Here is a 25,875-nt window from a genome sequence, read left to right on the forward strand (position 1 = left end):
AGAGCAGCAGTATCTTCTGCAGAAAGCTCTGCATAGCCTTTTTTAATCAGCTCGCGACCATGCTGCTCATCAGTCTCGATGATATTGCCCTCAGACACGACCGAGCCGCCGAAGTAATTCGGTTTAATCAGAAGCAGTTTCATATATAACTCCCGGAAAAGCGGCCCGGAGGCCGCTACCATGATTAACCAGCTGCAGGAGCCGGAGCAGTGAAGGAACCGTAAACGAACGCTTCAGGACGCTTGACGGCCAGTGCCAGGCGTTCTTCACAACGAATTGAGATCATGTTTTTCTCAAAGTCGTCGGCGTTTTCGGTCGAGATAACCACGTTGGCATCTTCGCGGTCGAAAATCTGCGCGCCGGCATTGAATGCGCCGGTCAGGAATTTGCCCTGGAACGCAGCCGCTTCGGTCGCGACTACCGGCAGCCCCCAAAGGGTAGGACCGGTCAGCGCTGCAGGATTCGCAAGGATATAGCGACCCAGCGTATCTTTAGTCAGCTCAATTTTGGCCCAGTCAATAAAGTGCAGGACGTGACCCGAAGCCGGGAATCGCGCCAACTGAGCCTGAAGCATGGCTAAGCGCAGATCATCAATACCGTTCTGACTTTCTACTTCAAAAGCGGCGGCAAACGCTGAAGCTTGCGGAACAATGCCGTCGAGGTGCGCACCGGTGCCGTCGCCGAACAGGATTTCCTGCTCTTCAACATACTTCAGACCGTAGCGCAGCTCAGCGTCTATCGTTGACTGCAGCTGAGGCATATCATCCAGAATCTGCTTAGCAGCTTTGAAGAGATGAGCGATCGTGCGAACTGGCGTGATCTTCTCAGCAAATGCAATGTCGCTGTACGGCTTGGTCGTATTTTCAGCAACGGCAGCGGCTCTGTTGGTGAAACCGGTCTGCTGCACCCAGTAAATGGTGTTAGAAGATGTACGGCCCGGCGCAATCAAATCACGAATAAACAGGCGTTGCTTTGGCTGGGTGTCAATACCCGGCAGGCGATCAGGTGCAACGATTTGACCAGGAACATCTACTGAAACCAGCGCGGCACTTACCGGAATGCTGATGCGTTTATTACCTTCCACGCCAGCGGTGAAGGCCTTTAGCGCTTCAGATGAGACGACCTGACGACCCACGGTTTCAACAACTTTGGCCGCGTGGTTCATCGGCATCTGTGCGACGTGCTGCTCAAGCTCTCCGAGTGAAGCTTTCAGCGTTTTATTTGCCTCGTTCAGGGCGTTAAATTCAGTGGCGATTTTATCTACCGCTTCTTTAGTCTGGGCTGACAGCTGACCAGAGTTCTTTGCTTCCTTAAGCGCGTCTTCAGCCTTTGCGCTGAAGGTGCCGGAGACCTCTTCCAGCTTTGCAGATACTTTCTTAAGTAACTCATTTACATCTGACATGATGATTCCTTATTTGCCGAACGCGGCCAGCGCGTTTTGAAGTTGTTCAATACTTTCAGGGTTGATTTCGTCGGTAGCGCCCGGCATACCTTCAGGGGTGGCAGCAGCGCCAGGCTTGCCGCCGGTTAATGCTTTAAGAAGTTTTCGACGCTCAGAACGCGGGGCATCGGTTTTTGCCAGCATGGCGTCCAGCTTGCGCAGCGCAGTTGCCGGACTATCGTCTCCGTTAGCAATCTCATCTGCCGCAAGCAGGCGGTCTGCGAAACCCTTTTCAACCGCATCACTGCCGCCGATATAGGTTTCCGCATTCATCATCGCCTCAATGGCTTCGCTGCTTAGCCCGGTACGGGCGCCATAGATATCGTTCATTGCTTTATCAAACGGTTCCATGTCAGCTGCCACCTGCGCCAGGTCGTGACGGTTGCCCATCGCATATACCCAGCAGTTATGGATCATCAGGAAAGCACCCCGACCAATCTGGACTTCATCACCGGCCATCGCGATAATCGACGCAGCGGAAGCAGCAAGGCCAAGCACCTTGACGGTGACTTTCCCGTCGTATTCACGCAGCAGGTTGTATATGGCCAGGCCTTCAAACATGTCTCCGCCAGGCGAATTGATATTCACCGTCACGTCAGCACCGCCAATTGCGCGCAGCGCCGCCGCGATACGACTGGCGGTAACGCCGTCGCCGTACCAGTCAGCGCCAATAACGTCAAAGACTGAAATACTGTTGTCATCACTCTTTGCGGCTTTAATGCCGCCGTTCCAGCGCTCCATTGCAGAAGACGGCAAATCGCGATTTTCGCGCGCAAAAGGCCGCCCCTCCGGCGCTGCCGGAAGACTTTTTACTGTCATTGGGGATGCTCCTAAGCCGCCTGTTTAAGCGGTGATTTTTCGAAAGGGATATCCGGGAAAACAGCATCGTGGACTTCGCGCAGCAGCCTAGCGTTTACGGCTTTACTGTTTTTTCGCAGGTCCTCAAGCGGGGTCAGGTTCAGCTGTACGGTGTAAATATCACCACCCTCAATAGGCGGCAGATTCTCCAGGCGGCGCACGTCATTGCGAGACATCCAGCCGTTTTGCAGGGCAGTGGTGTAGTAGGCTGAGCGTCCGGCGCTGTCAGCACGCAGCAGACCTTCGACGGAGAACTCAGCAAACAGGTCTTCATCACTGTTGAGAAGGCAGCGTGAAATCTCCTGCTCAATGTTTACCAGCATCGGGCGCAGCGTATTGGTCAGGAACAGAAGGTTCATGCCTTCGACGCTTGAGGCCCAGCTGCTTTGCTTGTTAACGTGACCTACCATAAATGGTGGCACGCGGAACCAGCGGCAGATTTCCTCAATGCTGAATGACCGTGACTCCAGCATCTGAGCATCTTCGGGGTTAAGGGTAATGCCCTGATAGGACATATCACCCTCAAGCACCATCACCTTACCGGCGTTTTTCGAACCGACGAACCGGTTAAGGTTTTCGCGGTTTTTCTGGCGCTGCTCTTTGGTCAGCAGGTTCTTTGAGAGAAAGAAGCCTGACGTCTGAATACCGTTTTCAAAAATTTTGGCGGCTGATTCCTCAACCGCCATCGCCGCGCCAAATACGTCACGCCCGGTGCGCATCGGCATCATTCCACAGACGCCATCCAGACCAAATCCCCGGATGTGCATCATGTTTTTCACCGGGATAATGCGCGGCACGCCCTTCTCTGTGTATGTGTACTGCAGTTCGCCGCTGTCCAGCCGCTCTACCTTCATGCACTGAGGAAGGAGCGGTACCAGAGAGACCAGCTTCTGGCCTATCATTTTTTTCTCAACGTAGGCATTACCGCGCAGGCAGATGCTGGCAACAACCATCAGCATAAATCGTGATGGCGTCATTTCGCTGTTGGGCCGGCGGCACAGCAGCTGATAAGCCGGATGATTCAACGCCAGTTTGCGGGAGCCGTCTGCAGCCCTTTCGTATACCTTCATTGGCAGCGTTGAAACCGACTCGCTCAGCAGGCGCACACAGGCCCATACGGAGGCCAGCGCCAGTGCTTTCTCTGCTGTAACGACTTTGCCGCTGCTGCTTGCGCCGTACCACTCCTGCCAGAACGCGGCATCGTTGAGCCCAATCGACTCACCCAGCCAGTTCACTATCGCGCTTTTGATGCGGCCCGGCCTTTTCTTTTCTTTCATCAGATACCTACCATGATCGGGTCGTCAAAAAAGTCATCGGGATCGCCGATCTCTATCAAAACAGCATCTTCCGCTGCACCGATTGCCATTGCTGAGGCCACCACGCCATCGATACGGCCGGTGCTTTTCTTTTTGGCAAATATGCGGTTGTCCTTCTGGTCAGCCTCAAGTACTGCAGAGGCGGCATTCCAGCGCAGGCAGGGATTAGGCCGGATAATCAGCACCCGGTTGTTCAGATGCTCCTCAAACAGCTCAATGGATCGTGGCATCCATAAACCGGACTCCTGGGCCTTATAAAAGCCCTGACCGTGTGGAACGAGGTCCACGCTTACAGACTCGCTTTCGAGTTCGGGCTCCAGATACTTAATGCGATACTGATCAAAAGCTATGCATTTGATGTCGTATCTGGCCGCCAGCTCACCGATGCGAACCGCCACAAAACCGTAGTTGACAGCCTTGCCCGGTGGCGCGTGAATAAAGCCATTACGCAGCCAGGCGTCATATGGGACGTGGTCAGTTTTGGCCCTCTCCATCAGGGAGTCTTTTGGCGTCCAGAACTCAACTAAAAGCTTTTTGGATTTCGGGAAGTAAAGTGCCAGTGCCGTCAGGTCACGCGAACCGGACAGGTCCAGCCCGCCATAGCACTCTTCACCCGCCAAATCTTCGGGGTCAAAGTCCTGTTCGCAGTTCATCCAGGTGTCGCTGTCAATCCACGGATCGGACGCTTCCACCCACTGGCAAAAGTTCAGGCGGCGGACGATGCTCTCTTTTGAAGGCATGCCACGAGCCTGCGTCACCTGTTCACGCAGGTACTTATCGCTGAATGTATGCCCAAGAGAGGGATTTGCTTTCCCCCAGCACGACTCATCTTTGAATGGGTCGTCACCTTCATCCAGCGAGCAGATGAAGCTGAAAAAACTGTCATCTTCCAGATCACCGGCGGCAACCTTTCGCCCATATTCATGGTACTCGTAGCAGACGCTGGTTTTATCATGGCCACTGTTAGTGATCAGGAACATCAGCGCCTGACGGCGGCCTTTTGTGCCTGCGCGCATCATCTCAACAACGGCGTTCGTTTTGTGCTCATGCACTTCGTCAATTAGCGCACCATGCGGGCGAGGTCCTGACTGACCATCATCAGAGCTGATTGGCTTGAAAAAAGAACCGGTCTGCAGAAATGCAAGGTTCCATACGTTCAGGCCGGTGCCGGATTTCGTAATGCGCTGCGCCAATGCAGGAGACTGGTCGACCATCGTTACGGCATCCCGAAACAAAATCATCGCCTGGTCTTTTTTTGTGGCCGCCGCGTAAACTTCGGCGCGCGGCTCTTTATCAGCCATCAGCAGGTAAAGACCCACCCCGCCCGCCAGCGGCGATTTACCAGAACCCTTGCCGGATTCGATGTAGCTCATACGAAAGCGGCGCGTTCCGTCTGCTGATTTCCAGCCAAACAGAGAACCAACAATGAAACACTGCCACGGCAGCAGAATGAAGGGCTTCCCCTCATGCTCACCACCGTTAAGTTTCAGTACCTGAGCGAAAAAATTTATCACGCGCGTTACCGCGTCAACGTCCCAGAAGAGACCGCGCGTTTGTCCGTGTTCCAGGTCGCGTATGTGGCGGGCGCATGCGGCGCGAATATCCGGACCAGCAAGAATCTTTCCACTGTTTACGTCCAGCGCATACTGCGTTGCCGGGTCAGCCGAAGAATGCGTTGAGCGGGTCTTCTTCTTTTTCTCCACCATCTGCGTTTACCTTTGACCGCGCGGCCGGTGTCAGGCCAAATTCAACTAAATAACTTTTAAAACGACGATCGGCATCTGCCAGCATGGCAACAGCCGGATTTGCCTTTATCAGAAAATCACCCATCTGCGTTTTGGTCGTGTAAGTGCGCCCTTCGATATCCACTATCTGGCGCAGCTGAAGAATTTCCGCATACAGATCACAAAGCCTTTCGAGCGCCAGAGTATCGGCAACTGTCAGCACCCCCATACCGTCAAGAAGAACAGTGAGCTTGCCCCAGGCTGTTTTTCCCCAGTCGGTCAGATGAGATGGCGGGCTTGGAATTTCACGGGCGGGCTTAGGCTCTTTCTTATTGAGCGCGCGCTTGCCGGGATTACCAGTTACAACTTTCAGATGGGTAGGTTTTGGTCGTCTTCCGGCCATTAAAACCTCCCAGAAAAAAACTTTTCATTTCGCGGTTGTGCACAAAAAGGGGGGCGGGCGGTCAGTAAGACGTTATCCCCTGAACTCTTTACCCACCCTCCCCCTAGTGTCTGTACTCTATCCCCTGCGCCAGTGCGACTGTGGGTCCAGCGGCAGGCCGTTCTCATCGCACCCGATGATGTGACCGCGTTTTTCTTCGCGCTGCTTGGTGGAGTCGTGGTGCTGCTTACAGAGAGGTTGCCAGTTTGCTTTATCCCAGAAGAGCTTTTGAGCCTTCGCTATCTCTTCCTGCTTCCCGCCATTCAGTGCTTCTTTCAGCCTATGCGGCTTGATGTGGTCAACGACAGCTGCTGCAACTGCTCTGCCCTGTCGGTGGCACATTGCACATAGAGGATGAGACTTGAGGAATGACAGTCTGGCTTTGTCCCAGCGGCTATTGTAGATGCGAGGCTCGGACATATTCACTCCAATAAAAAACCGCCCGTAGGCGGTTACTCGTAATGTTGAGACCAGTGCTTATCACATTCATCTACAACGGAGGATATCTGTCGACCACTGCCAGAACTCATTGAATCCCTGACCATTGTAGGAAACCCTCTATTTTGCTGAGGAATTAAGTGATTTAACGGAACTTCATCTTCTGTTAACACCCATAATTTATGTCCGTTAATATCCTTTTCCCTGTATACGATAATTAATTCAATATTGTCCGCTGAATTTCCATCGTTCCTGAAAATTTCATAGCGCGTCAATTTTCCATCTTCGCCACGGTAAAGCAAGGTTCTTTCCAATGTTAGCTTGGTCATGGTTTTTGCTCTCTTTGAAATGAGATACCAAATTAACATCAGATTTTGTTAATACGAAATTTATAACCACCTTCGCAACACTTCACAGCTTGGCTAACCGTTATCCCTTGTCGGTGGATTTGCAAAGTTTCGCGCTTACGCTTGTTAGAATGGTCTTATGTGCCAGGCTGGGGTGTCTGCATAAAAACAAGATCGTTATCACCCCATTAGCCCCTAACGGGGCTTTTTTTCAACTTCGGGCGCGCTCGCAAATGCGCCCTGTGATAATCACTTCAGACACTGCTCTTTGATGTATTGCTGCAGTGCAGCTATTTTTGCCCGGTCTTCTTTGATTCCGGCTCTGATACCGAGAACGTTTCGTCCAGCAACTGGAGAGAGTTCGACGGTGGCTCCATCGTCCACGCCGGCGGGCTGGGTGGCCTGCTTCGGACAGGTGCCAGCGACGAGCACCCGACCACCGCGATCAAGCTTGCGCTGCAAAGCATCATTTTCAGCTTTTGCACTTGCTAACTCCTTTGTGTACTTCTCATCGAGAGCGGCAACGTTACGCTGGCGCACCTGCATGTCATCAATTGTGGCGTTTGCAAGCTTAAGGTCGCCCGTCGCTTTATCGCGCTGCGCTTTGTAGTCGATGGCGTTGCCACGGTAATGGCTTGCAAGTAATCCGGTTCCGGCCAGCAGCAGCACAAACACCGCGATTATAATCAGCAGTACCCGTGTCATTTATCCAGCCCCCAGCACGTCAGTTCTGATTCCTGATCGCGTCGCTCAACCTGCCCAATGCAGTTATTCGAACGAATGCGGCAATCTCTGCCACCGTCAAATATCCAGCGTTTTATCTCAGCACACGCTCCCTTTCGGTCACCGGCGTTAAGTTTGCGGTAGAAGGTTGAAGGCAGGCATTTACCGGGGCCGATGTTCCACGGGCAGAATGACGCAATTCCTACCTTCTGCGGTTCAGTCAGCGGAACGTGAACGTTTCTGTCTACCCATGCCAGCGCTTTAGCCTGCTCCGCTTTATCGATGGCCCGGCACTGCTCTGCTGTCAGCTTCATGCCCTTAACTACAGGCTTGCCGTTAACACGGGTCACACCACCGCAGATGGTCCAGACGCCACCAGCATCAGGATATGCCGTCAGGCTACTGCCCTCCTTCTCCTTCTGGAATTGCTCCATCAGAGCGGGGGCGGACGCGCCAGCAGCAATCAGCGTCAGCATGGCGGCACTAAGCCTGGTTTTGAGCTGCCGGGATAGCGCCATAGTTATTCCTTAACGGAGTCGAGCACTTTGTTAATGCCCTGGATGACTTCTGGTGATTTTTGCACAGCAGGTGAATCTTTGGCCCCGTTGAGGTAATCGAGTACCGCCTGGGCCCGAACGCGGTCCAGCTCAAGGCGCTCCTGCTCGCTACGTATGTTTTGCTCAATTTCTTTGCGCTTTAACTTCTCAGTGCGGCGTTTATCCAGATACCCAAAGATGGCTATCACTAAACCTGCCAGAGCGGTGATCATGTACACCCTGTCGAGTGTCACAACACCGGCAAGGCTCGAAAGAGTTGCCATCCAGGTGCCCCCGCTGATTGCAGTGTCTGCGTGTTGATTCATGCGAAACATATCCACCCCCGAATCGGGGACTTGGCCAATTAGGAATTGTCTACTTTCTGAACTGGGCAAGTCCGGTTAGCTTTTAAATTGTCGAGACGTAAAAGCTTGGTTGCCGCTGGGTAGCCAATGATAATGAATCCGCCACTGTGCGGATTTTTTTATGTATAAAAATGCGCCTCAGCCACTTCCGGTGAAGGTCATCTGTCGCTGATTGGCTGGGCGCAAAAACGTAAAAACCAGCTCTCAGGCTGGCTTTTGAATAATTCCCCGACGCTAAGCGGTAATTACTGTCATCGTCATGACCGGGGATTGTTTGGTGTGTCACCCTGATAGGCTCAGGTTTTCGCCACAATATGAAAGGCGCGCAGGGATGTGCAGTCCCCGCATGGTTTGGGTAATGAGCCCGTCATGCGCGTGCGCCTTTGGTATTGTGTGGATTCAAAACAGAAAACCCCGCCGGGCGGCAGGGTTCTTTTGCGGGTGGTGGTGTTTCGTATGCAGTACGCCCACCATGAGAAAGATAATAATCCATTTTCGGACAAAAGCAAGCTATTTGTTTTTAACGTGCTGCGATAATTCAGCAATTGACGATAAAGATTCGTTGCCCGTCACAATTTTAAAAACACTGTCTGCGTGGCTTTCTTCAGCTTCCAGCTTAGCCACCAGCGAATCGAAGAAAGGTTTCCAGTTGCGGGTCCAGGTGCGCACGTGCAGATCGGGAAGATGCTGGCTGATCACTTTGTAAGCCCGGGTGCCAGTGCTTCTGCGAAACCCGGCACCGCTGCAGCGCTCACACTCTTTTTCGACAACGGTACCCTGAAGCTTTGATTTCTCAATGTCCCGCACACGCCCGGTACCATTACACCGGCAGCGGGCACTGATAGTTCCTTTGCCGTGACATGTCACGCACTGTACTTCAGTAGTTTCCAGCCGATATCTGGCCGGCGTCTTTTCTCCGCAGCCCGGATGCACCATCACGTTAGCCAGGCCGTTGATAACGCCGCGACCTTTGCAGTCAGGGCAACTGTGAACTGTGGCAGCCGATCGGGTGTATTCTTCGAACGCCAGCTGACACATGACCATCAGGCATGGAAGCAGCTGCTTTCCTGCGCCTTTCGCAATCAGACGCGGAACCGTGTTTCGCGCATGGGCCATCAGGTATTCCACGGCGCGGCGCTTATCCTCTTCACCAACGCCGGCTTTCGCCAGAACGGCGGCAACACCCAGCGGTGATTTTGACTGACACATGCCAAAGGCCCCCATTACGTCAGTGCCTGTCAGCGCATCTGACGCCGTGGCGCGCGACGTGTCGCTGATGTTCATACTCTTCGGGCTGAAGTGCTTCAGCGCTGATTCAATTTTCATACTCACTCCACACGCTTTATTTTTTATCTGAACCAATCACACCGACTGCAATCGCGTGATCGAGGAACCGGAACAGCAGCTCTATCTGGCTGCCATACTTCTCTTCAAAATCTGACGGTGAGCGATGTAGCTCGTCGTGATGCGCTCTGCACAGCGGTATCACGAATAAATCATGTGCTTTTGTTCCCATTCCTCCCTGTCCATGTCCGATGATGTGGTGTGGATCGTCTGCCGGCTTATTGCAGCAGGCGCAGCTCTGCGCTTTTACCCAGCGCGTGTACTTCTCGTTGACCCAGCGCTTACGCTTCGGGCGTGCCATGTATGATTCAGGTGAGTCAGGGTCCGCCTGCAGGGTGATCACCTGCTTAACCACTTCCCCGGCATCCTGCAGGATTTCACGCCCTGAACGCTCCGGGGTAATGGCCGCTTCGCGAATGGCTCCGGTCAGCACCGATTCCTTCTTCATCCGCAGCACCACGCGCGCCGGCGCTTCGGGTATGAGGTCAATCACTCCCCTCAGTGACGCCCACCAGCACAGCTCAGGCAGCGTCATGAGGTGATCACGGCCAAGCCCCATCTGATTGCAGGCGGCGCTGATCACCCAGGCGGCCACGTTGATTGCTGCTGTGGCTTCCAGTGACTGCGGTACGCCGTTCTGACGCAGCAGGTTGTCATGATGGTGACAGACGCTGATCGCCCCGGTGCCAACGTCGAGCGTTGTCAGTTCGTGGTAGTGATAGCCGTCTTCCGTTTCGCACTGGCAGTATGTGACACCCTCCAGCCACCCTCTCAGCGCCACCATGCCGCCAGCAGCGGTGATCACCCTTTCGCTGGCAAAGAATTCCGCCAGTTGCTGATCATCGAGCAGTGGCTGCGCGCTGTCATTAATCCGTCCGGATGGCAAATTTTCCATGTCGCCAGGCGGAACGGTGATCAGCACGCGCCCACGAAACAGGGCCATCAGGTCGCTGCCGGGTTTGAACAGCACAATCCCGGTGCGCGGGGCCACTTCTGGTGTAAGTAATGCTCGCATTGACACCTTAGTGCACTGTTTCAAGCAGGCGCAGCAGTTCAGCAAAGCGTGACTCGAAGAAATGCGGCTGCGTCTCGCGTGGATTTGCCGGGCTGGTGATGTTTTTGCCGTACATGCAGCCTTTGGCCGTCAGCGACCAGAAGCGTTTCACACCGCCAACACCTGAACGGCTCGGGCGGACTTTCTGCTCGGTTATGCCAAGCTTTGCCAGCTGCGTGTATACCTGCCCGGCGGAAAGGCGTACGCCGTGAATTTTCAGCAGTTGGGTAAGTGACTGCGTCGGGCGGCTGGAACCATCTACCGCGTCAGCAGGGGCGTCGATAGCGTAATGAGGCATCAGGTCAGGTAAGCCAGCCACCTGCTGCAGCTTGTGGTAAGCACCCAGCTTTGATGAGTTAGACAGGTTGAGCGTTCTGGCTGCCGATTCCAGCAGAATTACTCCGGCCTGAATGCGGTCCGAATATGCGGGTGGCGCTGAGAGAGTATTAACAGCGTCGAATGTGCGAATAACCTTCAGGTTGAAAGACGGGCTAATCCACATTGCGTAGGCGTATACCAGCTCTTTGCAAACGTAAGTACCCGGCGTGATACCTCCCCGCTGAACGTCAGCAGGGGCAAACGCCATATCTGGCGTTAGCTCAGAAATTAACCCGTTAAAGGATTCAGTGCGTGTCCAGCGGTTAGGGCTGTGACGTTCATTTCCACCAGCTGCGCGATGCAAATCGTTGAGGTTGTAACGACCAACTGAGTCGCGACGAACTGAAACGCCTTCAACTACCAGAAGTTGATTCATGGGTAATCTCCACACTGATTTTTCTTAGGCCCCGCCCCATCACCTGCACGAGAACGGGACCAACCAACGCGGCGAAAATTCTGCACATCCTCGCCGCCAAAACATCATAACCGCACAGACAATTCTTACCTATCGCTGCAGATTTCACTGTATGGATTTATAGTGATTTCCGTTTTACCCCTTTTAGTCAACGGCCCCCACTCCACCGTAAAACGCTTAATCTGCTTATCGTCTACCCATACGCCAGCATGCGTCAGACTGTCGAAAGCTGCTTTCAGGTAGTTGTCCAGGTCGCGTGGCCGTTTGTCCGGCGGATAGAGAATTACCGAAACAGCCACGTTCACTGTAATCGGCTCAGGCGCACGGCGGAGCTGCTCCATGATGTCCGCCAGCGCGTTAGATCGGAAAGAGCGCCCGGAGGCGCTGATTAATACTCCCTTCCTGGTGTTTCGCCAGTAGGTGTTGACGCTGGGAGGGAACGGAAGGGTCAGCTTCATCATGCATTCCCCCTAAGTTTCTTAACCTGATCCAGCCGTTCAGCCAAAAAGCCAAGCTCTTTGGTCTTATTGGCAATCTCCATGTTTAAATCGTTGAGCTTAAATTGCGCAGTTCTTACGCGACCTTTGCAGTTCACCTCTTCACGCTTCAGTTTCTCCAGCCCTTCCCGGTGATTGGTTATTTCAGCTCTTAGGCTCTTCAGCTCCCATTCAATAAGCGTTTCACCTTTGGCCCTCGCAAGCATCCAGTCAAAAGGATCGACGACGGCACCACAGCGGCGGCACGTCAGGGCTCGGCCATGTTCATCCACCAGCACATTGACATGAGCGCAATTATGCGGCACTCCTTCAGGCTTTTCGGCCTCAACAAGGTTTCGCATCTCACGGATGTCGCTGTTGCTATCAAACCGTTTGGTAAAGGCGAGGACATTGTCGCTATCGTCAGGATGTTCGGTTTCATCTGTCATGCCACGCTCCCGGTAATCAGTTGCACGCTGCTGTCACACTGGTTGCCCCAGCAGTCCCAGCCATCGGCGGCGGTTCGCGCGAACAGCTCAATGCGTGACACGTCACCGTAAAGCTGCTCAAGCCGGCGGCGAACTTCCCACGGCTTCGCGCTGTGTTCGCCCAGGCAGGAATACACCACCTGCTTAACCGATGCGCTGGCGCGCTCCAGCCCGGCGCCGCGCGTCGCTATCAGCACATCCTCGGTGTTGCTGCGGGTGTGATTGCCGCCATTCATGCGGGTTTCAGCGTTGAGCATGTCAAGAAGGTCGGTGAAGTCGTGGATGGTTTGCTCCGTCAGCGCGCGGTTAAAACGCTGCTCAGCCAGCTGGTTCAGCTTCACCCAGGTGAACCCCTTCATCGTGCGCACACGAAAGCCCCACGCTTCCGCCAGCTCGCGCGCCTCCTGGTTGTGGGTGCCGGTGTACCACATCGCCAGCACCGCGTTTTCTTCGGCAAGCGCCCATACGGGCAGGCGCTTCAGATCGGTCATGGACATGGTCTGGTAGTGGTCAGTAGCAGCACCATTGCTGATGCTGTTGTTGTAAGGCCACGCCGGATCGGCGTAAATGAGTTGGTATGGCATTACGCGCCCTCCCCGTTACGGGATAAGTGCTGCTCGTACTCCTGCAGGATTCCAGTCACCTCAACAGCTACGCCAGGCGGCAATATGAAGTATTTGAAGTCAGGGGTGTCCTGAAGCAACGCAGCGTCTTTCAACAGTTCAACCAACCGGCGTGCGCGCGCGGCGCTGAATTGCGGCATGGCAGCCGAACGGGTCAGCTTCTTCTTGCCGCTGGCTTTGGCTTTTGCCAGTCCCTCAGCTGCAATAGTCCCTGCTTTGGGCCCGTGCTCGCGCGACAGCGCTACTGCGGTTGTTGCGGCAACCTCCCCTGATTCGACCATGCCTATCAAGACGTCACCGGATGAAAGCAGCTGCAAATGCGCTTCAACGTCAGCCACTGACCTGCCAAATGCTTTGGCTATTTCAGCAGTTGTATGCCCCTGACGTTTGGCGCGGTTGTACGCGCCTGCTCGCTGAAGCGGGGTGATTGGTTTGCCCTGGGATGATTTCGCCATGTGCGCGAGTTTATCGAGCTCGGTACCGACGAAGTCCTTGCACTCAATTCGCGGTATTGGATGCCCCATATCGATAGCCAGTTTCGCACCGACGAAACGGTGCTGACCGTCGATTACCATCACGCCGCGCTCTGTAACCACGACTGACAGCGGAGGTAAATCAGAACCGTCAATCCAGCAGTCGCGCATGTATTCGGCGTGCTCCTGGTCAACCGGGCGAATGTTGGCCCCTTCTTCCAGATAAATTTCCTCCACCGGCACCATGAAGGTTTTCTTCGTTGTGGTGCTCGTGCCGTTTTTGCTTTTTTGCGCGTAGTACTGAGAAAGTGTTGTCATTTTGTTTGCAGCTCCCAAGCCAGGGCAATAATCAATCCGGTAATCATCAGCGCCGCGATGCGCGCGCCACGGTAAAAATCTTCGTTACGCCAGTAATGGCGTTTGATGGCAGCTATCATCGGCGCTTATTTCCCATAACCAGCGGATCGGGCAATGGCTTCGGTGCCATGCTGTTCCCGCGCTTAATACATTGGGCGCGGCAGATGATTGCCTTCTGCCGAAGCCCGGGGCGCTGGGTAGCGTCATGAGCTTCAAGCCAGACGCGCGCCGCGCGGTACCAGAGGTTTTTATCCTGCAGGCTCAGCGCTTTGTCGCTCAGCGTTGCGTATGCCTCATCGCACTGGCCCATTTCTTCAGCGGCGTAATAGCGGGCTTCAGCGTCATACCAGACATCGCCGGTAGTGGTCAGAGCCTGAAGCGAGCTCTTAACGGTGCTGACAGAGCGTCCAACCGCATCGGCAATTTGGCCCGGCTTCTGCCCGCTATGCAGCATCAGGTGAGTCAGAATCAAAGTTTCAGTGTTCATCGTTACCCCCTGAAGCCTTCAGGAATGTCGTAGTTAGCGTTCGGCACGTGCATAACATCGCGCTGCCACTTGCCGTTAACGCATGGCGGACGGCCGGAGTTGTGCCATTTGGTTGCCGACTGGAGATAGCCGGGGAAGTTTTTAGGGATGAACAGCGTTGCCGGACGCAGGTACTGAGCCTGTTCAGTGTTTTGCCAGTGAACGTTTTTGTAATCGACCACCAGCATCAGCTCTTCAGCCTCATACCCCTCAGCCAGGCGGGCACGGATATTCTCCATTGAGGATTTGCACACCTGGAATTTTGCGCCGGTGACCTGGTTCAGATGGGTTAAAACCTTTTTGGCCTGATCGGTCAGTTCAACATCGCGGTCGGGTTGCCCAGCAACCTGACAAGAATTACCTGTAGTAATCTCTGTAGTATTCTCTGTTGTATTCTCTGTAAGAACAGGGCAATTTGCCCCGATGGATGAGGTCAAGTTGCCCTTATCGACGGATGCAATCTGCACTTTTCGAACAGTGCAATTTGCACCGCTCGATGAGTGCAAATTGCCCTCATCGGTGAGAAGTGGGTTTTCGTGGTTAATCGCGTAAAAATTCGTACGGTCATGCTGCGATTTTTTCAGCTGCTCAACGTAAATCAGGCCATTCTTTTTCAGCGACGTGAGTGCGCGCTTTACCGTGTCCGGAGACCAGAACGGGAACTGCTCTGTCCACTCTTCAATCGTGTTATAGACCCAGCGCCGGCCATCGTGCTCAACGCCTGACGCTGTATCTTCCAGCCAGTAACAGATTTGCTGCAGCACGATAGCTTCGTTCAGGCCGATACGTGACGCCAGCATGGGGCTAACCACAAGCGGTTTCACTTTCAGTAATAAACTCATGGCCCCACCTTCCTGAACTTACGGCCCCACAGCTCGCGCGGCTGAGCGCAGGGATACGGATAACCTGAACGCATGAAGATCACTCGGTGATTCACGACATCGACGCCGATAGTCTCAACCTCGACGCCATGCGAATCTTTGTAGCGCGCCACCCAGGGTTTAATGTGTTCGCTTTCCATCAGCTCACCGCCTTGCCTTCTGGCCGGGTGTAAAAATCTGCCCAGGCCTTTTCGACTACCTTCCGATCGGTCTTCTGGTAGTTGTTAGGCCCACCAGCCGCCGGTATGATTTGCTCATAGACAAGGACGCCAGCCGATAAACGGCAACGGAATTGCTCTCGATACAAGTTTTGTCTTAAACTGCTCATGTAGGTTGAATCTCCACACGCTGATTTAACTGCACTCGACGCCCGAAGCTGCACACTTCGGGCGTCACCCTTTACGGGGCCTGACGCCTCACATCTCTGTCGCTTCAAGCTGAACACCAGCCACCTCCGCTTTTCGGTTAGCCATGAACAAATCCACCGAGTGATCAGATACACCAGCGCCATAGAGCGCGAGAAAACCGAGAAAGCCGTGAATCTGATGGCGCACTTTGGTCTGAAACAGGCGCGATAACGTCTTAAGCTCTTTCTGATCAATCACCCCATCTTCCGCCGCCATCTGCTTAGCGATCGCCAGCTCTCCAGCTGCTGCATTAGCGCGCATCTCAATGTCGAACAGCTCAACCTTATCGACCTCACTCACAGCTGAGACGTCCACCAGCGTTAAGCCGTGGCGATTTGCGAAAAATTCTGCCAGGAACGATGTGCCGGAGATTTCTTCCATCCGCATCAGATCATCAACTGTGAAAAACAGGCTGTTGCATTTGCGGTGCAGTCGGTTGTTGAACTGGTCAATTGTCATGCCCAGCGCGGCCGCCATACCATTCCGCCCCTGCGGTAATGACTTACACATCTGGCTTACGGCTTCGTTTAATGTGGCTACCATTTTGATTTCCTTCAGGTAGTTATCGTATCTGCTGAAATTGCTTATGATCGGCTATGCCATCTGTTGGGCTCGGATAAATATCCGGTCGCAGCTCATGAGGAGTAACTCCGGTGGCCTGAAAAATACTAAGCACGCGCTCTGCTGGGACTACTCCAGCCGAACGGTTTTGCCAGTAGCTAACAGTCATAGGGGATACACCGAGCTTCAAAGCCAAAGCCCTAGCGGAGCCTGCCGCGTTGATGGCTTTGTTAAGTGCTTTCATCGTTTATCTCCAGGTTGAAATCGACAGCTGGATTAAACAAAAAGTTTATACCATTGTCAACCCATGGTTTATATCTTCCTATAAACATTCCGTTTACTATATGAGGGAGTTAATTAACGGTGCGATGATGCAGATGAGCAAAGCAAACAGGCCGGAAGAATTGATACGGCTAACCGCGTTGAGCAAGGCGGAACTCGCGAGGATAGCGGGTGTATCCCCTCAGGCTGTGAACAGTTGGTTTAAAAGAGGTGAGATTGGGAAGGATTCTGCCATTAAGATCGCGGCAGCAACCGGAATCGACCTTTCTTGGATACTCGGTTTTAGCGATGGCATGCCTACATCCAAGCCGACTTTGCATGACGTAAAGTCAGAAGTTGAAGTTCTGGGGGAATTGAGTGATGGTTTAATACCAGTGATTGGAGACGCGGTATTAGGTATGGATGGTCTTATTGACATGATGGAGTTTCATGCGGGCTGGCTGCGCATTTATAGTGATGATAAACATGCATATGGCGTGCGCGTCAGGGGCGATAGTATGTGGCCTAGAATCCAGTCTGGTGAGTTTGTCGTAATTGAGCCAAGTACAAAAGTAGCGCCGGGAGATGAGGTGTTTATCAGGACCAGAGATGGTCACAATATGATAAAAATTCTCAATTACAATCGCTCTGGGGATTATCAATTTACGAGTATCAATAACGATCATAAACCGATCACGTTAACTGTTGACCAAGTAGAGAAAGTTCACTTCGTTTCAGGCATCATCAAGTCTACTCGCTTCATCTCAGCAGACGACGTATCGAAAGATTAAACACCATCTTTTTCAAATAGCCGGCTTATGCCGGTTTTTTTGTTACCACCAATCACCCTATCCAAATCTGCATAAACAAAAAATTTATCAACACAATGTTGACTGCCTTATAAACATATAGTTTAATCAATTCAACGCAACAGCGCGGTAACCTGCAATGAAGATGATTAAGCACATGGCCGACACCAGCATTCAGAACCTGATCACCTTCCTGCGTCTGTTTCCTGCAGCTGAGCTGATCTGTGATGCCGACTCCGGCGTGATGACGGTTGAACTCAATGATGCACCAGCACCATTCAGGGCGTCGTTTTAGTGGAGAGATTGGCGGCTACCTTTTCCCTCTGTTTCAGGTAAACCGCCCTTTTTCACAACGATAAGGGTATTTGCAAAGCGGGTGTTTTCGGACGCTTTAGAGACGTGGAGTAAGTGCCCTTTTCGTTGTGGTGAATGCGCAGACTGATGCGCTAAGAGTAGCGGTTTTGATAGCTGGAAATTGTGGCCGAGAACAAACAGCGTTATTCGGGCGAACTGGAAATAGGCGTTAACGCGAGCCTGGTTAAATCCAGAGGCCAATAAGACTCACCAGCATGCCGGGAGATTTCAGTACCGGCCACCACAACCGGGGGCAGCACCGAAAAAGTCTGCCAGTTCGTAAACCACGTGATTGCGTGTTACCCGAACCAAGCTGGCTGGGAGGTCAGCACACAACAGGTAAGAGCATTGCATGAGCTGGAGCAGGGGCGGTGTTAAGGCGGGCCTGAGAAACCTTGAAGCCTTATAACCGTTAATCTAGCAATGCTCTTTCCGTTGTGGTGATGGCGCCAAGTGCGAGCGCGGCAGAACCGGCATCCACATATTCCAATCGTGCGATGCTTCAAGTCTAAAGTCGCCGCTCTGGATGTTGCCCGTTCTGCCAGAGCTCCGGGAGGCACCCGGCATCACAACTTCTTTCCAGTGTGGAGAGCGCGGCTGTGGGTCAGTGCAGAGACCCACCAGCCATTTACGTTTAATCCCTTCGATTTATTGCCATTACCGGCAAGGGATTTTATCAACCTGAATTCGTGTGGAGACGATATGCAGAAGCCAAATGACAACATCACTGTCGGGATTGTCACCCTTCCCTACAGCGTAATTTTGGGCGGCTGGTTAATGCCTGATGGCACCGTAATCAAAAACCCTATCACCGCGCAGAACGCCGCTGAGCGCCTGAACAACGCGCCCCGTTCAATCCACTGAGGCCACCGGCATGCTGAAGAAATTATCAAATAAAGAACTGGTCGCTGCAGGGCATAAGTTCGCAGCCAATATCAGCGCAGATACGCCGCTGCTCGATATGGCGAAGATGGTCAGTGAGCTGGCAACTCAGCTCGATGTGGCGCTGGCAGCTGCTGCTGAAGCATGTAAGCAGCGCGACCAGTTGGCGCTGGAGAATGTAGCTCTGAAAAATGGGATTGGCTTCTTCAGCTATGGCACTGACAGTGGATTCGAAGAACATGAATCTGCTGAAAAGGCCATAGCAGCCGCTGACAGTGACATCGACTATTACCGTGGTGATGCATGCGATGGATGGTCTGAAGAAACTGACTGTACTGTATGGGGTGTGATTTTGCAGCGGGCAACGATGATCGATGAGCGTCCACGCACTGAAGAAGATAGTTACCTCGGTAGCCATATCTCATCCGTCTGTGATTATGCGCTGCTGCCGAATCTCGCTACCCCAGCCACTGACGCTTACCTGAACGCGGTGCGGGCGGAAGGTGTGGAGAAGTGGATAGCCAGCCGTAATGGCGCATGGAATGGCACCACTAAGCAGGCTCAGCAGTTCGCCGCTCAGCTCCGCGCCGGCAATGCTGGTAAGGATGGCAGCCATGAATAATTTCCCGGCTATGACTGAGGAACGGCGGCAGGAGCTGATTGAGCTATGCGAGGCTGTGCTAGCAGGTCACGTCCAGTACGGCGGCGACACTAATGAAGAGGATATTTATAAAATCGCCCTCGCGGCGCTTAACGCCTCGCCAGCGCCGGTTCTTCGGGTGCAGGATGGGTGGAAGCTGGTGCCAATCGAGCCGACAGAGGACATGGTCATTCGCGGCTTTGAATCTGCACCTGATGAAGTTCTTAGCGATGCTGACGTTTGGGAAGCATTTAACGCCATGAGCGGATGCCAGCAGGCAGCACACAAAGCAAGACTGTGCTATGCGGCCATGTTGGCAGCAGCACCGGAGGCGGAGTAATGCCCTTATCTCATGACGAACTCTGCGATGTTGCCTGTCGTTTCCTGCAAAACAACGGCTTCAAGGTGGCATTTCATGACAAGTTCCGGGCATGGACTTCATACGGTGAGCAGCCGGACGCAATTGGATTCCGTAACGGGGCATCCTGCCTGGTTGAAGCAAAGTGTTCCCGCGCCGATCTATTGGCAGACCGGAAGAAGCCATTCCGGATTGACCCTTCTAAAGGCATGGGCGACTGGCGATTCATGATTAGCGAGCCTGGCATTGTCGAGGTTAGTGACCTGCCAGAGGGGTGGGGATTACTGCATGTCGTAAAAGGCAGAGTGAAGAAGGTTCACGGCTGGCCGGGCAACATGCATTGGGTGAATATTGAATCTAAGCCATTTAAGGCAAACAAACAGGCTGAGTGCGACATGATGTTTAGCGCTCTGCGCCGTATGGATATTCGAGGACATTTGAAAGAAATCTATGACGGTATGCCTGTTAAAGACATGGTGCAGGAGACGCTGAATGCCTAAATCCCCCGCCGAACGCAAAGCAGCGCAGCGCGCCCGGCAGGCCGCTGCCGGTGTGACAAAGATTGAACTGGTGCTCGATGCACAGGAAGTAACGATGCTGGCGCAGAACTGCGCCGCTCGTCGCCCAGGGCGCGAACCCTACGACCTCAGCGAATACATCACCCTGCTCATCCGGAAAGATAACGCTGAGCTGCAGCAGCTAATCGCAGAGCTGGGAAAGCGTGACTGTGGCCGCTGTGGTGATCAGCTGCCAGTGCAGGATTGTCCCTGCAAAGGTGAAGCCGCCTGCTGGGTTAATGGCGGCTGGCATGAGACAAAACTGAAAATTTTTCCGTGACATGTCACGCGGGAGTTTAGTGCATACCGTTTACCGGAGAAGTTCACAACGCGCTGGATGATGCCATTCACCAGGCGAAATACGTGGCAGCAATCTGGCAGCGGCTTATCCCTGCCACCAGCAATATTTAACTTACGCCTGATGCAGCAGGCCAGCGTGGAGAAAAGGTATGAACACAATGTTTTTGTTAATGGCAGAGTATGAGACCGCAACCGTTCCGCTCAGCGATGTATGTGAAAAATATTTTGGGATGAAAGCATCAACTGCTGAACGCAAGGCGGCGGAAAATAAATTACCAATCGCAACCTTTCGCACTGCCGAAAGCCAGAAGGCACCCCGAATGGTGCATATTGCCGACTTAGCTGATTACATTGATCATCAACGTAGAGCAAGCCAGGAACTTCATGCGTCGCTCTCTGTTAGACAGTGATTCAAGGGCCCTTAGGGCCCTTTTCTTTTCTTCGAACTTTCGTTCATTTCCGTTGATATTCGCATTTCCCTGAGATATTTTTTTGATATTCGGGTCCCCACGAGGCCCCCAAAAACACATAACTCATTGATTTATCAAAAAAGAACCCCAGCAAGGAACTGGGGTTTGGTACTTGCAAACATCACGTCAGGTTTTCGGCGTGCTGCGCGGCAAAATTGGTACGGGTCAGGCGACCCGGTCAACGCTCATCTGCATCATGCTCTTCATGGCTTCGACGACATCGCCATCGACACAGGAGCGGCTGAATTCATCGGTTTCCGCTTCAGAACACATCGAGACACCGGCTTTACGGTAGCGCATCGGTGACGCGACGGCACGGCTGGCGGAGCTGTGGACTTCCTGCAATCCGCTGTCGAGGAACTTTTGCAGATTGCTGAGGCGCACGCCTGCCCCTGCCATAATGATTGGACCGGTGCTGTATTCATTTAGTTCCCGTAATAATGCAATTCCGGTTTCAGCGCTCTGCTGCTGACCGGAAGTCAGAATGCGGGCGATCCCTAAATCAGTCAGAACCTCCAGCGAACGCTTCGGGCTGTGGCACAAATCAAAGGCGCGATGGAAAGTCACCGCCATGCCGTCGCACAGCGCCATAATCTGCTGCATGCGTACCGTGTCGACGTGCGCATCTTCGTCCAGCATGCCAATCACCAGGCCAGGAAAACCCAGCTCGCGAATACGCGCCACGTCCGATTTCATCACCTCAAATTCGCGTGCGGTGTAACAAAAATCGCCGCCGCGCGGCCGCACGATCGGGTGGACCGGAATGGTCAGTTCACGTTGTGCGGCTTCCAGCATACCCGCCGAAGGTGTCAGTCCGCCTTCACGCGGAGCACTGCACAGCTCCACGCGATCGGCACCGGACGCCTGCGCAGTCATTGCGCAGTCGATGCCATAGCAACAAATTTCCAGTTTCGTCATACCTTGCTCCTTTTCATGACTGCTGGCTCGGGAGGAGTGCATCAGTTAGTCTGCTCATTCAGACAGTTTACGTGGAAAGCGCACTATGGCATTCGATTTTGATCAAGGGATAGACCGTCGTCACAGCGATAGTTTGAAATGGCACAAATATGGTGATCGCGATGTGCTGCCTTTGTGGGTTGCCGACACCGATTTTCGCTCGCCGCCGTGCATCATTGAGGCCATTAAACAGCGTGCCGACCACGGTGTTTTCGGCTATGGCGCGACGCCGCACGGTTTGATTGATATCACTATTTCCCGCTTAGCCCAGCGCTATGGCTGGCAGATTGAGCCAGAATGGATTGTGTTGCTGCCGGGCGTGGTGAGCGGACTGAATTTATCGGTCCGGGCATTTACCGAGTCGTCGCAGAGCACCGTGGCACCGACGCCGATTTATCCGCCGTTTCGCGCGGCGGCGCGGCTGGCGCAGCGCGCTCAGGTCAATCTGCCATTGCAATTGCAGCAGGATCGCTGGGTGATGCAGCTGGATGACAGCCAGATGCAGGGCAACGAGCGCCTGCTCATGCTGTGCAATCCGCAGAATCCGGGCGGCACCGTCTACCGCCGTGATGAACTAGAGGCGCAGCTGGCCTTTGCCCAACGCCACGATTTGCTGGTGTGCTCCGATGAAATCCATTGTGACCTGCTGTTGACGCCTGGCGTACAGCACATTCCGTTTGCCTCGCTGAGCGAAGACGCCGCCCAGCGCAGCATCACCCTGATTTCGCCGTCTAAAACCTTCAACATCGCCGGGCTGGGTGCGTCCATGGCCATTATCCCTCATCCCGAACTGCGGAAACGCTTTAAGCAGGTGCGTGAAGGCATCGTACCGGGTGTGGATATTCTGGCGCTGGTAGCGGCGGAAGCCGCATGGCGCGGCGGTGATGCGTGGCTGGCAGACCAGCTGGCTTACCTGCGCGCCAATCGTGACTGGCTGGTGCAGCAGGTGAATGCGCTGCCGGAACTCAGCATGGTCGCGCCAGAGGCCAGCTACCTCGGCTGGATTGACGCCAGCCAGCTGGATGTCGCCAGCCCGGCGCTGTATTTCGAAAAACACGGTCTCGGTTTCTCGCCGGGCCGTGATTTCGGCGACGATCGCTTCGTGCGCTTCAACTTTGGCTGCACGCACGCCACCCTGCAGCAGGCGGTATCGCGCCTGCAGCAGGCGGTGGCAGCGCGGCGCTAAGCCTGTTCGCTGGCAACGATCTCCTCCAGCCGCCACGGATGAAACTTGATGGTAGTTTGCCCGTCCGTCACCGCTAAGGTCGGATTGGGCAGACGTTCATTTTCGCCCTGCGGCGTGCTGGTTTTAAACGCGATGCCCGGCTGCGTCAGCGCCTCATCTGCCAGCAACGCCATCGCACGCATGCCCAGCGTTTCGGGCTCGCCGCGCAACACAATTTCCACATGCTCCCAGCCTTCATGGCGATACAGCTTCTCACCAGGCCACGGCAGCTCGATAACATCCACCTGCCAGCCCGCGATGCGCAGCGGCTGATGCAACTTAAACAGGCAGATCGGCCGTCCATTAATCATCGCTTCGGAAAACTGCTCGCCGATTTGCATTAACCCGGCTTTCCAGCGTTCTGCCGTGGCGAACTGGTGACAGCGCACCGCCACGTGGTCCGCCTCGTGCTGCGTGAGGTCAAGACCGAGGCGTGCCGCAAAGTGTTGCAAAGCCTGTTCAAATCGGGACAGGTCTTGTTTTAAGTCACTCAGTTCTGAAGGAAAATCCAGATTCATACGTTAAATACCTCAAACTCAGTTCAGATCTTTTAATCAATAAAAAAACAGGGCTGCCGCAGCTTTCGCTTGACAAAATGCTCGGATTCATCCGATTTCACGCCAGAAACCTTCAAAAACCGCATAAATCGCCCCTCTCTTTCGGATTAATCGCGTAATCAGGTCCACACGTTACTTTATAAAAGTGCCTTAACCAACTGTTATTATTAACAATAGTTAATACAATGAGATAACTCTTATTTACCCGTCAATCAATTGCAGTAGCTGACCCTTTCTTATAAATTTGGGTTTCACAACTACAAGGAATGGCCCTATGTCTATGCTCATTGTTGTCGCGGTCCTGATAGCCTTGATGGGATTTGCAATTTCCCGCCACTGGAAGGTGCGTGAAGACAAAAGCGTTAAAAATCCCCGTCGCCACCCGCGCCGCCGTTAACCGGCGCGCGGGCCTGCGTCCACCGGCAGCCATAACCGATTGCTGACGCACCCCAACATTTCACGTATACTTCCCCTCTTATTTTTTCCGTCCCGACACGCACGCGGGATGACGACATCGGCTCGCCCTCAGCTGGCGGGCCTTTTCAGCATATGAAGGTAACGCGGTGAATATTCAGGCTCTTCTTTCCGATAAAGTCAGTCAGGCGATGGTGGCGGCAGGCGCACCGGCCGATTGCGAACCGCAGGTTCGTCAGTCTGCAAAAGTGCAGTTCGGCGATTACCAGGCGAACGGTATCATGGCCGTGGCGAAAAAGCTCGGTCAGGTGCCGCGCCAGCTGGCTGAACAGGTAGTTCAGCATCTGGATCTGGCTGGTATCGCCAGCAAAGTCGACATCGCCGGTCCCGGCTTTATCAACATCTTCCTCGACCGCCAGTGGCTGGCACAGCAGGCCGCGCAGGCGCTGCAGCTGCCACGCCTGGGCGTCAGCGAAGTGACACCTCAGACTATCGTGATTGACTACTCGGCGCCTAACGTGGCGAAAGAGATGCACGTCGGTCACGTGCGATCCACCATCATCGGTGATGCCGCAGTGCGCACCCAGGAGTTTCTCGGTCATCACGTCATCCGCGCTAACCACGTCGGTGACTGGGGCACACAGTTTGGCATGCTGATAGCCTATCTGGAGAAGCAGCAGAACGAGCACCATGAAGATATCGCGCTGGCTGACCTTGAAGCCTTCTACCGCGAAGCGAAACGCACCTATGACGAAGACGAAGCCTTCGCCGAGCGCGCCCGCGGTTACGTGGTGAAACTGCAGGGTGGCGACGAATATTGCCGCGCCATGTGGAAAAAGCTGGTGGATATCACCATGAGTCAGAACCAGCAGGTGTATGACCGCCTTAACGTCACCCTGACGCGTAAGGATGTGATGGGTGAAAGCCTGTATAACGACATGCTGCCGGGCATTGTCGCCGATCTGCGCGAAAAAGGGCTGGCGGTGACCAGCGAAGGCGCCACCGTGGTCTTCCTTGATGAGTTTAAAAACAAGGAAGGTGAACCGATGGGCGTGATCATCCAGAAGAAGGATGGCGGCTATCTCTACACCACCACCGATATCGCCTGCGCCAAATATCGCTATGAAACGCTGCATGCCGATCGCGTGCTGTACTACATCGATTCTCGCCAGCATCAGCATCTGCAGCAGGCGTGGACCATCGTGCGCAAAGCGGGCTACGTGCCGGAGTCGGTGCCGCTGGAGCACCATGCGTTCGGCATGATGCTGGGCAAAGATGGCCGTCCGTTTAAGACGCGCAGCGGTGGCACCATCAAACTCTCCGACCTGCTGGATGAAGCGGTTGAGCGTGCTCATGCGCTGGTGAGCGAAAAGAATCCGGAGATGAGCGCCGACGAGCTGAAAGAGCTGGCGGAAGTGGTCGGCATTGGTGCGGTGAAGTACGCCGACCTGTCAAAAAGCCGCACCACCGATTACATCTTTGACTGGGACAACATGCTGGCGTTTGAAGGCAACACCGCGCCGTACATGCAGTATGCCTACACGCGTGTGCTCTCAGTATTCCGTAAAGCGGGCATTGAGGCAGACAGCCTGCACGGTGATATCATCCTGACTGACGAGCGCGAAGCGCTGCTGGCGACCCGTCTGCTGCAGTTTGAAGAGACCATCACCCAGGTCGCGCGCGATGGCACCCCGCACGTGATGTGTGCTTATCTGTACGATCTGGCCGGTCTGTTCTCGGGCTTCTATGAGCACTGCCCGATTCTCTCCGCCGAAGAGGAAAACGTACGCAACAGCCGCCTGCAGCTGGCGGCGCTGACGGCGAAAACCCTGAAGCAGGGGCTGGATACGCTGGGCATCAAAACCGTCGAGCGAATGTAAGCCTAAAAAAACCCGCTGCGGCGGGTTTTTTATTGGCT

37 protein-coding genes and 1 pseudogene are annotated in these 25,875 nt (G+C 54.0%); 12 read left to right on the forward strand and 26 right to left on the reverse strand.

Features of this window, described 5'->3' with window-relative positions; translation table 11 throughout:
* From H7K56_RS23605 to H7K56_RS21865, 24 genes are all read right to left on the reverse strand, one after another.
* The coding region (locus tag H7K56_RS23605; RefSeq protein WP_510630249.1) for a DUF7210 family protein at window positions 1-182 on the reverse strand (182 nt) is incomplete at its 3' end.
* A gap of 2 nt (window positions 183-184) precedes the next feature.
* Window positions 185-1,402, reverse strand: a complete 1,218-nt coding sequence (locus H7K56_RS21760; protein ID WP_150361831.1) for a phage major capsid protein — start codon at window positions 1,400-1,402, stop codon at window positions 185-187.
* Window positions 1,403-1,411: 9 nt separating this feature from the next.
* Complete coding sequence (locus H7K56_RS21765; RefSeq protein ID WP_150361832.1) at window positions 1,412-2,260, reverse strand: head maturation protease, ClpP-related; 849 nt, start codon at window positions 2,258-2,260, stop codon at window positions 1,412-1,414.
* Between the two features lie 11 nt (window positions 2,261-2,271).
* Window positions 2,272-3,576 carry a phage portal protein gene (locus tag H7K56_RS21770; RefSeq protein ID WP_150361833.1) on the reverse strand — a complete coding sequence of 435 codons (1,305 nt, stop codon included), beginning with the start codon at window positions 3,574-3,576 and terminating at the stop codon, window positions 2,272-2,274.
* The gene (locus tag H7K56_RS21775) at window positions 3,576-5,321 is read right to left on the reverse strand and encodes a terminase large subunit (protein WP_150361834.1); all 1,746 of its coding nucleotides are present in this window, start codon (window positions 5,319-5,321) and stop codon (window positions 3,576-3,578) included. Before H7K56_RS21775 ends, H7K56_RS21770 begins: the two co-directional genes overlap by 1 nt.
* Window positions 5,275-5,742 (reverse strand): phage terminase small subunit P27 family, encoded by a 468-nt coding sequence (locus H7K56_RS21780; RefSeq protein ID WP_119177142.1) that lies wholly within the window; start codon window positions 5,740-5,742, stop codon window positions 5,275-5,277. Before H7K56_RS21780 ends, H7K56_RS21775 begins: the two co-directional genes overlap by 47 nt.
* A 117-nt stretch (window positions 5,743-5,859) precedes the next feature.
* Window positions 5,860-6,201 carry an HNH endonuclease gene (locus H7K56_RS21785; protein ID WP_150361835.1) on the reverse strand — a complete coding sequence of 114 codons (342 nt, stop codon included), beginning with the start codon at window positions 6,199-6,201 and terminating at the stop codon, window positions 5,860-5,862.
* A 32-nt stretch (window positions 6,202-6,233) separates the two neighbouring features.
* Window positions 6,234-6,548: a hypothetical protein gene (locus H7K56_RS21790; RefSeq protein WP_150361836.1), complete on the reverse strand. Its 315-nt coding sequence runs from the start codon at window positions 6,546-6,548 to the stop codon at window positions 6,234-6,236.
* Window positions 6,549-6,815: 267 nt separating this feature from the next.
* Complete coding sequence (locus H7K56_RS21795) at window positions 6,816-7,271, reverse strand: lysis protein (protein ID WP_150361837.1); 456 nt, start codon at window positions 7,269-7,271, stop codon at window positions 6,816-6,818.
* Window positions 7,268-7,807: a lysozyme gene (locus tag H7K56_RS21800; protein ID WP_150361838.1), complete on the reverse strand. Its 540-nt coding sequence runs from the start codon at window positions 7,805-7,807 to the stop codon at window positions 7,268-7,270. The genes H7K56_RS21795 and H7K56_RS21800 overlap by 4 nt, the downstream gene beginning before the upstream one ends.
* A 2-nt stretch (window positions 7,808-7,809) precedes the next feature.
* Window positions 7,810-8,151: a hypothetical protein gene (locus H7K56_RS21805; protein WP_127833994.1), complete on the reverse strand. Its 342-nt coding sequence runs from the start codon at window positions 8,149-8,151 to the stop codon at window positions 7,810-7,812.
* A 549-nt stretch (window positions 8,152-8,700) separates the two neighbouring features.
* Entirely contained in the window at window positions 8,701-9,516 is an 816-nt protein-coding gene (locus H7K56_RS21810) for an antitermination protein Q (RefSeq protein WP_150361839.1), read from the reverse strand.
* 16 nt (window positions 9,517-9,532) lie between these two features.
* The gene (locus H7K56_RS21815) at window positions 9,533-10,549 is read right to left on the reverse strand and encodes a DUF968 domain-containing protein (RefSeq protein WP_150361840.1); all 1,017 of its coding nucleotides are present in this window, start codon (window positions 10,547-10,549) and stop codon (window positions 9,533-9,535) included.
* A 7-nt stretch (window positions 10,550-10,556) separates the two neighbouring features.
* The gene (locus H7K56_RS21820; protein WP_150361841.1) at window positions 10,557-11,342 is read right to left on the reverse strand and encodes a KilA-N domain-containing protein; all 786 of its coding nucleotides are present in this window, start codon (window positions 11,340-11,342) and stop codon (window positions 10,557-10,559) included.
* 125 nt (window positions 11,343-11,467) lie between these two features.
* A complete protein-coding gene (locus H7K56_RS21825; protein ID WP_150361857.1) occupies window positions 11,468-11,839 on the reverse strand; it encodes a RusA family crossover junction endodeoxyribonuclease in 372 nt (123 codons plus the stop codon).
* Window positions 11,839-12,306 (reverse strand): hypothetical protein, encoded by a 468-nt coding sequence (locus H7K56_RS21830; protein WP_150361842.1) that lies wholly within the window; start codon window positions 12,304-12,306, stop codon window positions 11,839-11,841. The genes H7K56_RS21825 and H7K56_RS21830 overlap by 1 nt, the downstream gene beginning before the upstream one ends.
* Complete coding sequence (locus tag H7K56_RS21835; protein ID WP_150361843.1) at window positions 12,303-12,929, reverse strand: MT-A70 family methyltransferase; 627 nt, start codon at window positions 12,927-12,929, stop codon at window positions 12,303-12,305. The genes H7K56_RS21830 and H7K56_RS21835 overlap by 4 nt, the downstream gene beginning before the upstream one ends.
* Window positions 12,929-13,759 (reverse strand): ParB/RepB/Spo0J family partition protein, encoded by an 831-nt coding sequence (locus tag H7K56_RS21840; protein WP_150361844.1) that lies wholly within the window; start codon window positions 13,757-13,759, stop codon window positions 12,929-12,931. The genes H7K56_RS21835 and H7K56_RS21840 overlap by 1 nt, the downstream gene beginning before the upstream one ends.
* A complete protein-coding gene (locus tag H7K56_RS23430; protein WP_259395522.1) occupies window positions 13,756-13,878 on the reverse strand; it encodes a hypothetical protein in 123 nt (40 codons plus the stop codon). Before H7K56_RS23430 ends, H7K56_RS21840 begins: the two co-directional genes overlap by 4 nt.
* Window positions 13,875-14,285, reverse strand: a complete 411-nt coding sequence (locus tag H7K56_RS21845; RefSeq protein ID WP_150361845.1) for a MarR family transcriptional regulator — start codon at window positions 14,283-14,285, stop codon at window positions 13,875-13,877. The genes H7K56_RS23430 and H7K56_RS21845 overlap by 4 nt, the downstream gene beginning before the upstream one ends.
* Window positions 14,286-14,287: 2 nt before the next feature.
* Window positions 14,288-15,166 (reverse strand): conserved phage C-terminal domain-containing protein, encoded by an 879-nt coding sequence (locus tag H7K56_RS21850; protein WP_150361846.1) that lies wholly within the window; start codon window positions 15,164-15,166, stop codon window positions 14,288-14,290.
* Complete coding sequence (locus H7K56_RS21855) at window positions 15,163-15,345, reverse strand: DUF4222 domain-containing protein (RefSeq protein ID WP_150361847.1); 183 nt, start codon at window positions 15,343-15,345, stop codon at window positions 15,163-15,165. Before H7K56_RS21855 ends, H7K56_RS21850 begins: the two co-directional genes overlap by 4 nt.
* Before the next feature lie 276 nt (window positions 15,346-15,621).
* Window positions 15,622-16,155 (reverse strand): YmfL family putative regulatory protein, encoded by a 534-nt coding sequence (locus H7K56_RS21860; RefSeq protein ID WP_150361849.1) that lies wholly within the window; start codon window positions 16,153-16,155, stop codon window positions 15,622-15,624.
* Between the two features lie 19 nt (window positions 16,156-16,174).
* Complete coding sequence (locus H7K56_RS21865) at window positions 16,175-16,417, reverse strand: transcriptional regulator (RefSeq protein WP_127833982.1); 243 nt, start codon at window positions 16,415-16,417, stop codon at window positions 16,175-16,177.
* On the opposite strand from H7K56_RS21865, the gene H7K56_RS21870 reads away from it, so the two are divergent.
* The 9 genes and pseudogenes from H7K56_RS21870 to H7K56_RS21910 all read left to right on the forward strand — a co-directional run bounded on the left by H7K56_RS21870 (window position 16,395) and on the right by H7K56_RS21910 (window position 20,744).
* Window positions 16,395-17,225, forward strand: coding sequence for a S24 family peptidase (locus H7K56_RS21870; RefSeq protein WP_249042769.1), 831 nt, complete (start codon window positions 16,395-16,397; stop codon window positions 17,223-17,225). The genes H7K56_RS21865 and H7K56_RS21870 overlap by 23 nt on opposite strands.
* Before the next feature lie 157 nt (window positions 17,226-17,382).
* Window positions 17,383-17,538 carry a hypothetical protein gene (locus H7K56_RS21875; RefSeq protein WP_170264776.1) on the forward strand — a complete coding sequence of 52 codons (156 nt, stop codon included), beginning with the start codon at window positions 17,383-17,385 and terminating at the stop codon, window positions 17,536-17,538.
* A gap of 761 nt (window positions 17,539-18,299) precedes the next feature.
* Window positions 18,300-18,461, forward strand: coding sequence for a DUF1317 family protein (locus tag H7K56_RS21880; protein ID WP_127833981.1), 162 nt, complete (start codon window positions 18,300-18,302; stop codon window positions 18,459-18,461).
* 10 nt (window positions 18,462-18,471) lie between these two features.
* Window positions 18,472-19,101, forward strand: coding sequence for a hypothetical protein (locus H7K56_RS21885; protein WP_150361850.1), 630 nt, complete (start codon window positions 18,472-18,474; stop codon window positions 19,099-19,101).
* A complete protein-coding gene (locus H7K56_RS21890; RefSeq protein WP_150361851.1) occupies window positions 19,094-19,459 on the forward strand; it encodes a hypothetical protein in 366 nt (121 codons plus the stop codon). Before H7K56_RS21885 ends, H7K56_RS21890 begins: the two co-directional genes overlap by 8 nt.
* Window positions 19,459-19,977 carry a hypothetical protein gene (locus H7K56_RS21895; RefSeq protein WP_150361852.1) on the forward strand — a complete coding sequence of 173 codons (519 nt, stop codon included), beginning with the start codon at window positions 19,459-19,461 and terminating at the stop codon, window positions 19,975-19,977. Before H7K56_RS21890 ends, H7K56_RS21895 begins: the two co-directional genes overlap by 1 nt.
* The gene (locus H7K56_RS21900; RefSeq protein ID WP_150361853.1) at window positions 19,970-20,314 is read left to right on the forward strand and encodes a hypothetical protein; all 345 of its coding nucleotides are present in this window, start codon (window positions 19,970-19,972) and stop codon (window positions 20,312-20,314) included. Before H7K56_RS21895 ends, H7K56_RS21900 begins: the two co-directional genes overlap by 8 nt.
* 23 nt (window positions 20,315-20,337) lie before the next feature.
* Window positions 20,338-20,445, forward strand: a pseudogene (locus H7K56_RS21905) (3'-5' exoribonuclease domain-containing protein); the annotation flags it as partial.
* Window positions 20,446-20,483: 38 nt separating this feature from the next.
* Window positions 20,484-20,744, forward strand: coding sequence for a pyocin activator PrtN family protein (locus tag H7K56_RS21910; protein ID WP_150361854.1), 261 nt, complete (start codon window positions 20,484-20,486; stop codon window positions 20,742-20,744).
* 225 nt (window positions 20,745-20,969) lie between these two features.
* Here H7K56_RS21910 and cutC read toward each other — a convergent pair whose 3' ends face one another.
* Window positions 20,970-21,722, reverse strand: a complete 753-nt coding sequence (gene cutC, locus H7K56_RS21915; RefSeq protein WP_021509959.1) for a copper homeostasis protein CutC — start codon at window positions 21,720-21,722, stop codon at window positions 20,970-20,972.
* Between the two features lie 85 nt (window positions 21,723-21,807).
* On the opposite strand from cutC, the gene H7K56_RS21920 reads away from it, so the two are divergent.
* A complete protein-coding gene (locus tag H7K56_RS21920; protein ID WP_125310396.1) occupies window positions 21,808-22,947 on the forward strand; it encodes a MalY/PatB family protein in 1,140 nt (379 codons plus the stop codon).
* On the opposite strand, the gene H7K56_RS21925 is transcribed toward H7K56_RS21920, so the two are convergent.
* A complete protein-coding gene (locus H7K56_RS21925; RefSeq protein WP_141495350.1) occupies window positions 22,944-23,504 on the reverse strand; it encodes a VOC family protein in 561 nt (186 codons plus the stop codon). The genes H7K56_RS21920 and H7K56_RS21925 overlap by 4 nt on opposite strands.
* A gap of 313 nt (window positions 23,505-23,817) precedes the next feature.
* Here H7K56_RS21925 and H7K56_RS23435 point away from each other — a divergent pair, with 313 nt between their 5' ends.
* Window positions 23,818-23,940 (forward strand): hypothetical protein, encoded by a 123-nt coding sequence (locus H7K56_RS23435; RefSeq protein ID WP_007889544.1) that lies wholly within the window; start codon window positions 23,818-23,820, stop codon window positions 23,938-23,940.
* Window positions 23,941-24,106: 166 nt separating this feature from the next.
* A complete protein-coding gene (gene argS, locus H7K56_RS21930) occupies window positions 24,107-25,837 on the forward strand; it encodes an arginine--tRNA ligase (protein WP_150361855.1) in 1,731 nt (576 codons plus the stop codon).
* Window positions 25,838-25,875 lie beyond the last annotated feature (38 nt).

This window comes from Pantoea dispersa (genome assembly GCF_014155765.1).
In the GTDB taxonomy this organism is placed as follows: Bacteria; Pseudomonadota; Gammaproteobacteria; order Enterobacterales; family Enterobacteriaceae; genus Pantoea; species Pantoea dispersa.

Excerpts from the sequence above, each read along its gene's own strand:
- H7K56_RS21760 (WP_150361831.1), bottom strand. The coding sequence starts at position 1,402 with ATGTCAGATGTAAATGAGTTACTTAAGAAAGTATCTGCAAAGCTGGAA.
- H7K56_RS21765 (WP_150361832.1), bottom strand. The coding sequence starts at position 2,260 with ATGACAGTAAAAAGTCTTCCGGCAGCGCCGGAGGGGCGGCCTTTTGCG.
- H7K56_RS21770 (WP_150361833.1), bottom strand. The coding sequence starts at position 3,576 with ATGAAAGAAAAGAAAAGGCCGGGCCGCATCAAAAGCGCGATAGTGAAC.
- H7K56_RS21775 (WP_150361834.1), bottom strand. The coding sequence starts at position 5,321 with ATGGTGGAGAAAAAGAAGAAGACCCGCTCAACGCATTCTTCGGCTGAC.
- H7K56_RS21780 (WP_119177142.1), bottom strand. The coding sequence starts at position 5,742 with ATGGCCGGAAGACGACCAAAACCTACCCATCTGAAAGTTGTAACTGGT.
- H7K56_RS21785 (WP_150361835.1), bottom strand. The coding sequence starts at position 6,201 with ATGTCCGAGCCTCGCATCTACAATAGCCGCTGGGACAAAGCCAGACTG.
- H7K56_RS21790 (WP_150361836.1), bottom strand. The coding sequence starts at position 6,548 with ATGACCAAGCTAACATTGGAAAGAACCTTGCTTTACCGTGGCGAAGAT.
- H7K56_RS21795 (WP_150361837.1), bottom strand. The coding sequence starts at position 7,271 with ATGACACGGGTACTGCTGATTATAATCGCGGTGTTTGTGCTGCTGCTG.
- H7K56_RS21800 (WP_150361838.1), bottom strand. The coding sequence starts at position 7,807 with ATGGCGCTATCCCGGCAGCTCAAAACCAGGCTTAGTGCCGCCATGCTG.
- H7K56_RS21805 (WP_127833994.1), bottom strand. The coding sequence starts at position 8,151 with ATGAATCAACACGCAGACACTGCAATCAGCGGGGGCACCTGGATGGCA.
- H7K56_RS21810 (WP_150361839.1), bottom strand. The coding sequence starts at position 9,516 with ATGAAAATTGAATCAGCGCTGAAGCACTTCAGCCCGAAGAGTATGAAC.
- H7K56_RS21815 (WP_150361840.1), bottom strand. The coding sequence starts at position 10,549 with ATGCGAGCATTACTTACACCAGAAGTGGCCCCGCGCACCGGGATTGTG.
- H7K56_RS21820 (WP_150361841.1), bottom strand. The coding sequence starts at position 11,342 with ATGAATCAACTTCTGGTAGTTGAAGGCGTTTCAGTTCGTCGCGACTCA.
- H7K56_RS21825 (WP_150361857.1), bottom strand. The coding sequence starts at position 11,839 with ATGAAGCTGACCCTTCCGTTCCCTCCCAGCGTCAACACCTACTGGCGA.
- H7K56_RS21830 (WP_150361842.1), bottom strand. The coding sequence starts at position 12,306 with ATGACAGATGAAACCGAACATCCTGACGATAGCGACAATGTCCTCGCC.
- H7K56_RS21835 (WP_150361843.1), bottom strand. The coding sequence starts at position 12,929 with ATGCCATACCAACTCATTTACGCCGATCCGGCGTGGCCTTACAACAAC.
- H7K56_RS21840 (WP_150361844.1), bottom strand. The coding sequence starts at position 13,759 with ATGACAACACTTTCTCAGTACTACGCGCAAAAAAGCAAAAACGGCACG.
- H7K56_RS23430 (WP_259395522.1), bottom strand. The coding sequence starts at position 13,878 with ATGATAGCTGCCATCAAACGCCATTACTGGCGTAACGAAGATTTTTAC.
- H7K56_RS21845 (WP_150361845.1), bottom strand. The coding sequence starts at position 14,285 with ATGAACACTGAAACTTTGATTCTGACTCACCTGATGCTGCATAGCGGG.
- H7K56_RS21850 (WP_150361846.1), bottom strand. The coding sequence starts at position 15,166 with ATGAGTTTATTACTGAAAGTGAAACCGCTTGTGGTTAGCCCCATGCTG.
- H7K56_RS21855 (WP_150361847.1), bottom strand. The coding sequence starts at position 15,345 with ATGGAAAGCGAACACATTAAACCCTGGGTGGCGCGCTACAAAGATTCG.
- H7K56_RS21860 (WP_150361849.1), bottom strand. The coding sequence starts at position 16,155 with ATGGTAGCCACATTAAACGAAGCCGTAAGCCAGATGTGTAAGTCATTA.
- H7K56_RS21870 (WP_249042769.1), top strand. The coding sequence starts at position 16,395 with ATGGCTTTGTTAAGTGCTTTCATCGTTTATCTCCAGGTTGAAATCGAC.
- H7K56_RS21865 (WP_127833982.1), bottom strand. The coding sequence starts at position 16,417 with ATGAAAGCACTTAACAAAGCCATCAACGCGGCAGGCTCCGCTAGGGCT.
- H7K56_RS21875 (WP_170264776.1), top strand. The coding sequence starts at position 17,383 with ATGAAGATGATTAAGCACATGGCCGACACCAGCATTCAGAACCTGATC.
- H7K56_RS21880 (WP_127833981.1), top strand. The coding sequence starts at position 18,300 with ATGCAGAAGCCAAATGACAACATCACTGTCGGGATTGTCACCCTTCCC.
- H7K56_RS21885 (WP_150361850.1), top strand. The coding sequence starts at position 18,472 with ATGCTGAAGAAATTATCAAATAAAGAACTGGTCGCTGCAGGGCATAAG.
- H7K56_RS21890 (WP_150361851.1), top strand. The coding sequence starts at position 19,094 with ATGAATAATTTCCCGGCTATGACTGAGGAACGGCGGCAGGAGCTGATT.
- H7K56_RS21895 (WP_150361852.1), top strand. The coding sequence starts at position 19,459 with ATGCCCTTATCTCATGACGAACTCTGCGATGTTGCCTGTCGTTTCCTG.
- H7K56_RS21900 (WP_150361853.1), top strand. The coding sequence starts at position 19,970 with ATGCCTAAATCCCCCGCCGAACGCAAAGCAGCGCAGCGCGCCCGGCAG.
- H7K56_RS21910 (WP_150361854.1), top strand. The coding sequence starts at position 20,484 with ATGAACACAATGTTTTTGTTAATGGCAGAGTATGAGACCGCAACCGTT.
- cutC (WP_021509959.1), bottom strand. The coding sequence starts at position 21,722 with ATGACGAAACTGGAAATTTGTTGCTATGGCATCGACTGCGCAATGACT.
- H7K56_RS21920 (WP_125310396.1), top strand. The coding sequence starts at position 21,808 with ATGGCATTCGATTTTGATCAAGGGATAGACCGTCGTCACAGCGATAGT.
- H7K56_RS21925 (WP_141495350.1), bottom strand. The coding sequence starts at position 23,504 with ATGAATCTGGATTTTCCTTCAGAACTGAGTGACTTAAAACAAGACCTG.
- H7K56_RS23435 (WP_007889544.1), top strand. The coding sequence starts at position 23,818 with ATGTCTATGCTCATTGTTGTCGCGGTCCTGATAGCCTTGATGGGATTT.